This window comes from Photorhabdus aballayi, assembly GCF_026153155.1.
GTDB lineage: Bacteria > Pseudomonadota > Gammaproteobacteria > Enterobacterales > Enterobacteriaceae > Photorhabdus > Photorhabdus luminescens.
This window is the reverse complement of the sequence record NZ_JAPFCD010000056.1, coordinates 22,436-33,411: the sequence shown is the minus strand read 5'-3', so window position 1 is coordinate 33,411 and position 10,976 is coordinate 22,436. Positions and strand designations below refer to the sequence as shown.

At 35.2% G+C, this 10,976-nt stretch carries 10 protein-coding genes, 1 tRNA gene, 1 other RNA gene and 3 pseudogenes; 10 read left to right on the top strand and 5 right to left on the bottom strand.

Annotated elements, in window-relative coordinates:
* The first annotated feature begins 2 nt into the window (after positions 1-2).
* A non-coding RNA gene (locus OO184_RS20545) (RtT sRNA) lies at positions 3-135 on the top strand.
* 33 nt (positions 136-168) lie between these two features.
* A tRNA-Lys gene (locus tag OO184_RS20540) sits at positions 169-248 on the top strand.
* Here the strand turns inward: OO184_RS20540 and OO184_RS20535 are convergent.
* Positions 223-510 (bottom strand): annotated as a pseudogene (locus OO184_RS20535) (type II toxin-antitoxin system HicB family antitoxin); the annotation flags it as partial. The gene OO184_RS20540 and the pseudogene OO184_RS20535 overlap by 26 nt on opposite strands.
* Before the next feature lie 657 nt (positions 511-1,167).
* Between OO184_RS20535 and OO184_RS25550 the strand changes: the two are divergent.
* Entirely contained in the window at positions 1,168-1,485 is a 318-nt protein-coding gene (locus OO184_RS25550) for a hypothetical protein (RefSeq protein WP_503692437.1), read from the top strand.
* 146 nt (positions 1,486-1,631) lie between these two features.
* Here the strand turns inward: OO184_RS25550 and OO184_RS20530 are convergent.
* A pseudogene (locus OO184_RS20530) lies at positions 1,632-1,822 on the bottom strand (IS4 family transposase); the annotation flags it as partial.
* Positions 1,823-2,224: 402 nt separating this feature from the next.
* On the opposite strand from OO184_RS20530, the gene OO184_RS20525 reads away from it, so the two are divergent.
* The 5 genes and pseudogenes from OO184_RS20525 to OO184_RS20510 all read left to right on the top strand — a co-directional run bounded on the left by OO184_RS20525 (position 2,225) and on the right by OO184_RS20510 (position 6,156).
* Positions 2,225-3,181, top strand: coding sequence for a phage tail protein (locus tag OO184_RS20525; RefSeq protein WP_265380780.1), 957 nt, complete (start codon positions 2,225-2,227; stop codon positions 3,179-3,181).
* Between the two features lie 51 nt (positions 3,182-3,232).
* Positions 3,233-3,310 (top strand): annotated as a pseudogene (locus OO184_RS25370) (hypothetical protein); the annotation flags it as partial.
* Between the two features lie 307 nt (positions 3,311-3,617).
* Positions 3,618-4,520 (top strand): tail fiber protein, encoded by a 903-nt coding sequence (locus OO184_RS20520; RefSeq protein WP_265380779.1) that lies wholly within the window; start codon positions 3,618-3,620, stop codon positions 4,518-4,520.
* A 488-nt stretch (positions 4,521-5,008) separates the two neighbouring features.
* Positions 5,009-5,881, top strand: coding sequence for a phage tail protein (locus OO184_RS20515; protein ID WP_265380778.1), 873 nt, complete (start codon positions 5,009-5,011; stop codon positions 5,879-5,881).
* A gap of 5 nt (positions 5,882-5,886) precedes the next feature.
* A complete protein-coding gene (locus tag OO184_RS20510; RefSeq protein WP_265380777.1) occupies positions 5,887-6,156 on the top strand; it encodes a hypothetical protein in 270 nt (89 codons plus the stop codon).
* Between the two features lie 75 nt (positions 6,157-6,231).
* On the opposite strand, the gene OO184_RS20505 is transcribed toward OO184_RS20510, so the two are convergent.
* From OO184_RS20505 to OO184_RS20495, 3 genes are read right to left on the bottom strand one after another with little or no spacing between them, the layout of a single operon-like run.
* On the bottom strand, positions 6,232-7,008 hold the full coding sequence (locus OO184_RS20505; protein ID WP_265380776.1) for an ABC-2 family transporter protein: 777 nt from the start codon (positions 7,006-7,008) through the stop codon (positions 6,232-6,234).
* Positions 6,995-7,747 carry an ABC-2 family transporter protein gene (locus OO184_RS20500; protein WP_265380775.1) on the bottom strand — a complete coding sequence of 251 codons (753 nt, stop codon included), beginning with the start codon at positions 7,745-7,747 and terminating at the stop codon, positions 6,995-6,997. Before OO184_RS20500 ends, OO184_RS20505 begins: the two co-directional genes overlap by 14 nt.
* Complete coding sequence (locus OO184_RS20495) at positions 7,737-8,501, bottom strand: ATP-binding cassette domain-containing protein (RefSeq protein ID WP_265380774.1); 765 nt, start codon at positions 8,499-8,501, stop codon at positions 7,737-7,739. The genes OO184_RS20500 and OO184_RS20495 overlap by 11 nt, the downstream gene beginning before the upstream one ends.
* A 638-nt stretch (positions 8,502-9,139) precedes the next feature.
* Here OO184_RS20495 and nadA point away from each other — a divergent pair.
* Positions 9,140-10,180: a quinolinate synthase NadA gene (nadA, locus tag OO184_RS20490; RefSeq protein WP_265380773.1), complete on the top strand. Its 1,041-nt coding sequence runs from the start codon at positions 9,140-9,142 to the stop codon at positions 10,178-10,180.
* Between the two features lie 54 nt (positions 10,181-10,234).
* The gene (gene pnuC / locus OO184_RS20485; RefSeq protein WP_265380772.1) at positions 10,235-10,960 is read left to right on the top strand and encodes a nicotinamide riboside transporter PnuC; all 726 of its coding nucleotides are present in this window, start codon (positions 10,235-10,237) and stop codon (positions 10,958-10,960) included.
* The last annotated feature ends 16 nt before the right edge of the window (positions 10,961-10,976 follow it).

The following is a 10,976-nucleotide window of genomic DNA, read 5'->3' as shown; positions in this document are numbered from 1 at the left end:
GTTAGCTCAGTCGGTAGAGCAGTTGACTTTTAATCAATGGGTCGCAGGTTCGAGCCGAGCGAAGCGAGACAACAGCGCGTGAGCGCTGGCCCGAAGGGCGAGGCTGTAGGCCGAGTCATCCTGCACGACCTACCATCTTGAAACTTCATTCAAAATCAATCCCCCAGATGGGTCGTTAGCTCAGTCGGTAGAGCAGTTGACTTTTAATCAATGGGTCGGAGAATTGAATTTGATGGCTTTTGACTCATATTTTTCTGGATCTAACTCGATAAGAGCAATAACTCCTCCATCCTCAGACAAACGAGGATCGCCAATGTAATTGGATGAGTCTTTAGGGACAGGGACATAGCCGCCGTGTTCGGTTAAAACATCCATGTGCTGCCCAAATGCTTTTTCTGCATCACGGATAGCATCTTCTAAAGTGTTGCCAGCAAAAAAACAGCCTTCGACATCGGGGAAGTAACCGTCGAACCCATCTTCTGTTTTAAATATAAAAAGTGGATAAATCATAGTATTACCTTTTAATTTGATAATCAGCTTTGCAAATAAAGGGCGGTATAACTGCGCCTATCATAGTAATTTCAGCCCTGAAATACTTTGTGCCTGCCGGATGACACCTTTTGATGAGTTTTTTCTTGGGATTGGTATTTTGACGCCCTCTGAAAGGAAAGGGCTTCCCGCGAAAAGCATGGTGAAACATGATAAACGTATCCAATGATTGGTTGAAGTGCATGCGGCGCAAGGGGTTCTGGCGGCGTTTATTTCGTGATATTGGTGTAATGACAGCATTACTCAGCTGGTTAGTGATTTGTTTTGATTTGGCGACTAATCAGATCGCAAAAATCGGACTGAGCTCCTTTCAAGTGATCTACAATGTTGAAATTTTATTTAGACAATATTCATCATTATTTTATTTACCAAATTATACCAATGTATAGCTCATAATTAATCTGACTGATTTTAATTCTGATATTTAATGTATTTCGGAAAACATTCTTCCTACTAATCATTTAATACTGATATGGCTTTGAGGTTATCTTATTATTTTTACATCACTGATAAAGTTCAATATTTAACTGCTCGGAGTAAATGCTAAGTTAAATTTCACCGATAAGGTCATCTGCTATGTAGACAGTCAAATAACCGTAATAATAAGGAAACAATAAAATGGCACGAGTATATATAAACCCTAATCAGACTCTTGATATTTATAAGAATGGCAGTATATTAGTTCCCGCTCATCAACCTCATATAACGATAAAAAACGTTAGTTTAGCGCTAGTTAAAGTGAGTAGCTACTGGGCATCCTTAGTCGGAGATTATACTCTGTATAGTTCTATAGAGATCTACCCTGGCAAAAGTGAAATACTGGTACCGCCTCCTAACCTTATTTACTACTATAAAGTTACAGCCACCAATCTCGCCAGTTATTTAAACGCAGAAATTGAAGTGGAGGTTGGATCGAATAAGAATCCTCTCTTGTAACTACACCCAAATGGGACTTAAGAGTTAACCATATAAAAAGGCTTGGTTCAGTCCATATTAAACTCCGGTGCGCAGAATAGTAAGACTTTCATTTTCTGCCCTGAAAAGCTTGCTCTCAAGCGCTGAGAGAACTTCACAAATCAGCGCTAATAAACCGACACTATATTTCGGTTGGTTTTGGCGAGATGATTAAGGACAGTATCCAGTGCTGTTCACCTTAAAATTAGCGGAGAGTGTCGCAAGATATTCTCTGCTAATATCAAATGCGAGATAACCCATCTGGATTTAAGACGTCTGATATCTCAGATATAATCTTTTATTTTCAGCGTGATATCAAACCGTTCATTTTGTCATCCCGAAAGTTCTGATCTATCGGCATCCTGCGGCTATAGGAAGATCGTAACGCACCATAACATGATTTACGGGAGATGATTATCTTATTTCAATCTATTGCGGGACACAGCCTGGCATTAATAGTAACTATAATAAAATAAGAGAAAATAATTTCCAAATGTTAAATTATAAATTTTTAGATATATTTTAAATTTAAAAATGTTTAACTATTTATTGCTGGAAATTATACAAGAATAGCTAGTTTTTTAAGTAATTTAAGTAAGAAGAACATCACGTTATTTTTTTATGAGCTAAACTTTAACTGGAGTATATTGTAGGAGGGGAATTTTTACAATAATTCAATATGTTTATTATAAAATAACATTATTTAATATGAGGAAAGTATATGAATCACAAGAATGATTTTAAGGCTTTTTCTATTAGTGATAATGCAAATATAGTTAGTCAAGAAAAATACGAAGGAAATGAGGGTTTACTGACTGGATTTCCACCCAATACTATTTCTATTGATTTATTAAATAAAGTCTTGCGTCAGTCATCAATTATATCATCTGTAGTGGCTGATTTTATTGCTACACAATCTAGCGATAATATTCTAGATGATGGTGATATAATTAAACTCACCGCTCAATTGAACAGAGCGTTAGAACAAAAAATTACATCGGAAGTACCAAATGCCTCATTAACACAGAAAGGTATTGTTCAACTTGCAGATGTAGTGGGTAATAGTGATACATTGGTTGTTACTCAAAAGCTAGCCCAGGAAATAATAAATACATTGCGTGAAAATATTAATGATAGGGTGCTAAATAGCCGAAAGGTGAATGGGAAAACATTGTCTACTGACATTAATCTAGAGGCCGGGGATATAGGTGTATATACCAAGGAAGAAATTAATAATCTAATTAATGCAGTTAATAATATTCCTGTAGGTGTTCCTATTCCCTGGCCGACAGTTATACCCCCAGCCGGGTGGCTGCAATGTAACGGAGCAGAATTCGATAAAACAGCTTACCCTCAATTAGCGGCAGCGTATCCTACAGGAAAATTACCTGACCTGCGCGGAGAATTTATTCGCGGTTGGGATGATAGTCGAGGTGTTGATAGTGGTCGTATTATTTTAAGCGCACAGACTGACAACACAAAAAGAATACAACTTTCACAAGGGAATGAGAGAAGAAAATACCTTTCTAATTATCAAGGACCTCTAGACGGATACCAGTATCCGCTCGGTAGGGATGTTACAGGTGGCGCAACTGATACATCAATTGCTAACAATACAGGCGGTCATGAAACCCGTCCCCGCAATATTGCATTTAATTACATAGTGAGAGCAGCATAATAGCTGAACAGAAATACTCTTTGAAAGCCAGAAATATAAGAAGCTGCTTTATTTGAATGGAGAAAATATTGGGTATTATTGAGCAGAACAGATATTTTACACGCTTCCGATATTGGAATGGTTGGATAAACTGAGGTAGTAACAAAGCCGGTTAGTCCGGCTTTATCTTTTTAAATTCTGAGGTGTACCGGCTAGGGAAACCGGTTAGGATTACGATAGGTTAAGACCCACACATAAAGTCATTAGAGCAATTCATAATGTTGAACTACTTATTGCTGCCAATGATACAAAAACGGTTAAGCTTATAAGTAATAAGAACACAGTATTGTTTTTTTTCCTGAACTAGACTTTCATTAGCATGAATTACAGGGGATTATTTTTACAATAATTCAAAATGTTGATTATAAAATAACATTATTTTATTTAAGGAAAATATATGAGTCCTAAAAATGATTTTAAGGCTTTTTCTATTAGTAATAATGCAAATGTAGTCAGTCAGGAAAAATATGAAGAAAATCAGGGTTTACAGACTGGATTTCCTCAAGATAATGTTCCAACACACTTTTTAAATAAGGTGTTACGTCAGTCATCAACCATATCATCTGTCGTCGCTGATTTTATCGCGGCACAATCTGGCAATGATGTTCTGGATGATGGAAATATAACTAAACTTAGTGCCCAATTAAATAAAGCATTAGAACAAAAAATTACAACAGATATTCCCAGTGCTTCGTTAACACAAAAAGGTGTGGTTCAGCTTACAAATGTGATTGGCAATAGTGATACATTGGCAGTGACGCAAAAGCTTGTTCAGCAAGAAATAAATTCATTACGTGAGTATACTTATACCCGTGAAGAGATAGATAACCGAATTAAAGTTGCCAGTGAAATTCCTGCGGGTTCTCCTATTCCGTGGCCGTTGCCTTATCCACCTGTTGGCTATCTCACTTGTAACGGCTCATCTTTTAATAAATTACAGTATCCGAAGTTGGCGGAAGCTTATCCTGACGGTAGATTACCTGATTTAAGAGGTGAGTTTATTCGGGGATGGGATGATGGCCGTGGTATTGATCCTGGTCGTGTGTGTGGTTCGTGGCAAATAGATACAATGCAGAAGTTAGGCGGGGCACTTGAAGGCGGTAATAACATCGGTATGATGACGCGGCCGCATGACAGCACGAGCGGTGTGTTTTCGGAAGGGCCGGCTCGTACAATCGTTTATCAGTTAGTTGCAGGTACCGGGTATGTAATCTATTTTGATAATTCAAATGTTGCAAGAACATCACATGAAAATAGGCCCCGCAACATTGCATTTAACTACGTTGTAAGGGCAGCATAATTCTAGTGGCCGGAGTAGCTTGAAGTAAGAATAAAGCCGGTTAGTCTGGCTTTATTTTTTTATGCTGAAAACAGAGAATTCAGAACTGGCGACTTAAATGTATAGATGAGAAAAATGAGCGTATGTTTTATGAAGATGGAGATCCATGTGGCATTCCAGAACATGATCACTTAGATATTAATATCCAGATGCCAGAAGATTCAGTTTGGAATTTAAAACAGAAGAAGTTGTAGGAAGGGGTAGAAGAAATAAAAGAAAAATAATTTCCAGATATTAAATATAAATTTGGGAGTGTATTTTCTACGCCAAAATATTGAACTACTTATTGCTGCCAATGATACAAAAACGGTTAACCTTATAAGTAATAAGAATACAGTGTTATTTTTTTCCTGAACTAAACTTTGATTTGCATGAATTGCAGGAGATTATTTTTACAGTAATTCAAGATGTTGATTATAAAATCACATTATTTGATTTAAGGAAAGTATATGAGTCACAAGAATGATTTTAAGGCTTTTTCTATTAGTAATAATGCAAATGTCATTAGTCAAGAAAAATATGAACAAAACCAGGAGTTGCATACAGGATTTTCTCCGGACAATGTTCCCACCCACTTGTTAAATAAGGTGTTACGTCAGTCATCAACCATATCATCTGTCGTCGCTGATTTTATCGCGACACGATCTGGCAATGACGTTCTGGATGATGGAAATGTAGCCAAACTTACCGCTCAATTAAATAAAGCGATAGAACAAAAAATTACAACAGACATTCCCAATGCTTCATTAACACAAAAGGGGGTTGTTCAGCTTACAAATGTGATTGGCAATAGCGACACACTGGCGGCTACACAAAAGCTTGTTCAGGAAGTAATAAATTCATTACGTGAAGAAATTAATATACCTGTGGGTTCTCCTATTCCCTGGCCGTTACTCACTCCACCTTTCGGTTATTTCGTTTGTAATGGTTCACCTTTTAATAAATTACAATATCCGAAGTTGGCGGAAGCTTATCCTAGCGGTAGATTACCTGATTTAAGAGGGGAATTTATCCGCGGATGGGATGATAATCGAGGTGTTGATAGTGGTCGTGGGCTTTTATCTTGGCAGGGAGATGCAATCAGAAATATTACCGGGTCAACTCAAGCTATACATGCTCAGATGGGCGGCGCTCCCCAGACGCCTGTTGTGAGTGGGGTCATGGCATCGTCGCGATATGCTACGGCAGATACACGTTCAGCAAATGGCGGCAGTAGTACTGATCTTACCTATTTTGACATTGATGCATCAAGACAAGTCCCAACCGCTAACGAAAATAGGCCCCGCAACATAGCATTTAGCTACATTGTAAGGGCAGCATAATTCTAGTGGCTTTAGCCGTTTGCAGTAAGAATAAAGCCGGTTATTCCGGCTTTATTGAGGCTGACGGAAAACCGAGACAAAACTTTCCTGGCGCAACCAAATTTTCGGGTATAAAACAGATTTTATTATTTTTATATTCAGATGACATTAATTCAGAAATACAAAAAGCGCCACCATTTCCAGCGGATATTGACATTAACAATGCTGGTTTATGCACTAATTCGTTATCACTACATAATAAAAGTAAATTTTTTAGTTATCTCAAGTTAATCTAAGAAATAACTAACTTTACCTGAATTAGAAAGCGAACTGTGGCTTCCTGAAATAATTCCAAATTTCATTATGTTTCCTCACGTTATATATTTTGAATACCTTTTAACACCAATATCAAAAACCAATTTCGCTATAAAAATTAAAACCAATGTGACCAGCGTTTGAATAAAAAACCATTTCATACTCATTATTCCACTTGCTACTGAAGCTGGAACGCCCGTTATAAATAGACACGGAAGTATGAACATTAAAATAAAACGAACTGCACCATGAAAAGATTGTTCAGGTCTCACTAATACTTTAAAACAAGGATTTGAGTTTTTAATACTAATTAATGAAGCTGTCCAAAATATTGTTGTTCTTATAATCCATGTAATTGAAGTAAGTATTAAGACTCCTTCTAATGCCATTATAAGATGTAAAAAAGCCAACAAAATATTAGTGCCAAGGTAAATGTGTACAGTAAAAAATAATACTAAGGATAGGAATGATAACAAAAAATGCTCAAATGCAATATTTGTGGCGATATATAAAAATTGAGTATTTATAGGTAAAGTTAAATGAGGTTCTAACTTTAATGACTTGACTTTTCTAACCAGTAATAAGCTTCCTTTACCAAATAAAAAAAGGTAAAAATTATCGACTAAACACACTGTGGTAAAAAATATAATAACAAAATCATCAGATAAAATATAACCTGAAGATTGTGAATTTAGAATAGCATACCAGAAAAAAGCTTGTGCTATATAGTAGCTAAAATTAACAAAAGCGGATAACCAAAAATTTAATGGGCTTTTTTTTGCTTCTGACAATCCACTTTTTAAACCAATAAATATAACTTTAAGCATTGCCATTATACCCTTGATTGTATTTTAACATATAATTCCAAATGAAATTAAAAATCATCATTAAACACATCATGACTAAAAACCCATTAAATATAGAATAAATAGATATTGAATTTGTTGCAATTTTAACTGGGATATAGGTAATATATTGAAATGGAATATAATTAAATATTGATTTTAAAGAATCACCAAACACATCTAATGGTATTAACGCACCTGAAAGGACCCATGACAAAGTATCCTTAATAATTATAAAAGAGTACGAGCCTCTAAATTTGAATGCCATACATGACAATATCATTGTTAAATACAAGTTGATAAACAATCCTATACATAACGAAATAAATAGATATATAAAATTAGGAATGTCCTTTTGGTATATAATTATAAACAAAATTAATGGTGACATTATAAACAATCTAGCTAATATCTGTCCCAAAGCATACTCTGAATAATATAATAATATTGATTTTGGCATTATAATTAGTCTATCTATACTACCATCTTCAATATGGAACGATAAATTTTCTGGAAATCCGGTAATACTTGTTAATTGAAATATAATAACAGACCATAATATATAAATTATTATTTCATCATGCGTATAGTTAACAAAACCATTTGATTTTGTCATGGTGTCCCAAAAAGATAGTTCAACCGCATATAATGTTACAATTATAAATAAGTAACCAAATATTATATTCTTCGCTCTAATGGTTTCAATAAAAGAAAATTTAATTATCACAGAAAAGTCCCTCTAAATATAGCGCATTCTTTTCTTTTGAGTTATTTTTATTTAGATTTATTTTTGATATTTCACCATTCTTCAAGAAGATAATATCTTTGCAAACATCCGCGATATCTATCATATTATGTGAAGTAATTAGTATTTTACTTTCATTATTCTGAGCATAATCTTTTAATATATTGCGTAATAGAATTTGTGACTCTATATCTAATCCGATGGTTGGTTCATCTAATATCAGTAATTTTGGCCTATTAAGAAAGTGTATTAATAAGTTAGATTTCACAGATTGACCTAAAGAACACGTTTTTGCAGGTTTTTTTGCTATACTTCTAAGATTCAGCATTTCTATCATATTCTCAACACTGTTCTTATCATAATTACGTTTATATATCTTAGAAAAAAGCTCAATATTTTCATAGAGAGATAACTCTTCCCAAAGCATTGATTTATTTCCAAAAACGATACCAATATTAGATAAAAGATTACGAGGCCTTCCATTTGAATCAATACCAAAAACAGTAATATTTCCAGAGTTTGGAGTTAAAATACCGGAAATCAGTTTTATTAGAGTTGTTTTTCCGGCGCCATTCTTCCCCAGTAATCCTATGATCTTGCTATCGTCAAGTATTTCAATGTTTATATTTTCAAATAAAACCACTTCGATTTCATTTAATGAAAATATATTTTTAAAAATATTTCTTTTAATTTCTCTACTTTTATAACTAAAGCATAAATCAGTAATTTTTATCATTTCAATTCACTATTTTGTAAGTAATATGTCATTATTCTGCGTGATATATTCTTTTGATTTACTATTTCTACCATAAACAATAAATTCTTCTTTATCTATCTTCATTATTCCTTTCGCATAATCTTGATCCAAAAATAACTTACCTAATATTTCACCAGTTTCTAAATGCCAACTTAAAATATAGCGACTGTAACTTAATTTATATTAAAATTAATATTTGCTGTCAAATTAGAAAACATGTTTGTTAACAAAAATTCTGAATCACATCACATAGCGGACGTCCTTATTAGACGTTATATTTACTCTTTTAGGTAAAAGATTAAAACCATTGGCCTCGAGATAAAGATAGTTTGTCTTTCAAAGTCGAATTACTATGTGGATATTTATAATCAAAAAGACATAACATTAAGTTCTGAGCTCTTAGGTATATATTACCGATAGACCAGATAGAATCATTTTCTCTGTCTTCTGTCTTCTGTCCTCTGTTTAGTCATCCCATAACAGACAAAATATTTCGCGATAAATTACTATAAATCGGCTATTCTGTTTAGTATATTAAACAAACATGAACGAATTTTTGGACTAAAAACCAAAAATTTTGCTTTTTAAAACCATATACTAAACAGAGAGTCAGCATAATGAACCAGTATATTGATTTTAATTCAACCATTTACCCATTCCCACCTAAACCGGCTTTTCTCAGTAAGGATGAAAAAGAACATTGCCGTGAAAAAATTAAACGCCTTCTGAAACAGCAGGATGCTGTTATGGTTGCACATTATTACACTGATCCTGAGATCCAGGCTTTAGCTGAAGAGACCGGCGGGTGTGTTGCAGATTCATTGGAAATGGCGCGTTTTGGTAATAATCATCCAGCTTCTACTTTATTAGTTGCCGGTGTGCGATTTATGGGAGAAACCGCCAAAATTCTCAACCCTGAAAAACGTGTTCTAATGCCAACGTTGGAAGCTGAGTGTTCGCTGGATCTTGGTTGCCCTGAAAAAGAATTTACCAAGTTTTGTGATGACAATCCTGATCGTACCGTGGTGGTTTATGCAAATACATCGGCAGCAGTTAAAGCACGAGCGGATTGGGTTGTGACTTCGAGTATTGCTGTTGAATTGATCGATTATCTGGATAGTCAGGGGAAAAAGATAATTTGGGCGCCTGATCGCCACTTGGGGAATTATGTCCGTAAACAAACAGGAGCCGATATTCTTTGTTGGCAGGGGGCTTGTATTGTTCATGATGAATTTAAAACTCAGGCTTTAATAAGGATGAAAGGTCTTTATCCTGATGCTGCGGTATTGGTTCATCCTGAATCACCACAAGCTGTTGTTGATCTGGCTGATGCTGTTGGTTCGACCAGTCAATTAATCAAAGCCGCGCAATCTTTGCCACGTCAGAAACTGATTGTGGCAACAGATAAGGGTATTTTTTATAAAATGCAGCAAGCATGTCCTGAGAAGCAGTTATTTGCAGCCCCTACGGCTGGAGAAGGCGCGAGTTGCCGTAGTTGTGCACATTGTCCGTGGATGGCGATGAATGGCTTACAAGCCATCGTTCAGGGATTGGAACGGGGAGGGGATCGGCATGAAATATTGGTTGCAAAAGAGTTGCGGGAAAAGGCGCTGATTCCTTTAAATAGGATGCTTGATTTTGCAACTCAGTTAAAATAGGAAATTGAATGATGAGAGTAATATTTTATTGTAGATAATAATAGGATATAACAGATGGATTTTTTCAGTATTAACAATATATTAGTCAATATACCTCTGGGAAAGGGAGGATATGATTTATCGTGGATTGAAGCAGTAGGTACGATCGCCGGTTTGTTATGTATTTGGTTTGCCAGTCAGGAGAAGATAATTAACTATTTGTTTGGACTAATTAATGTCACATTATTTGCTGTGATTTTCTTCCAAATTCAACTTTATGCCAGTTTATTGTTGCAGTTATTCTTCTTTGCGGCAAATATTTATGGTTGGTATGCTTGGAGCAGAGTTAATGATCAGCAGCAGATTGAACTTAAAATACGTTGGTTAAGTTTGAATAAGGCGGTAATAATTAGTCTGATTTCTGTGCTATTGATTGCCATTATGACTTTTAATATTGATCGGGTCTTTGGTTATCTGACTCAGATTGCCGTTACGGTTATGCAAAAATTTGGCTTTAATGTTCAGATGCCAATGTTGGAGCCTGATGCATTCCCATTCTGGGATTCAACAATGACGGTGCTATCTATTGTGGCAATGGTTCTGATGACCCGCAAATATGTTGAAAACTGGCTGGTGTGGATAGTTATCAATGTGATAAGCGTTGTTATCTATTTCCATCAAGGCGTGTTGGCAATGTCGTTGCAGTATGTGATTCTCTTGGGTATTGCATTTAATGGCTCCCGTTTGTGGATTCAGGCAGCTAAGAAAAACCATTCTTTACCATTATCTCATATGAAATAGTTTCCTAACTATGCCA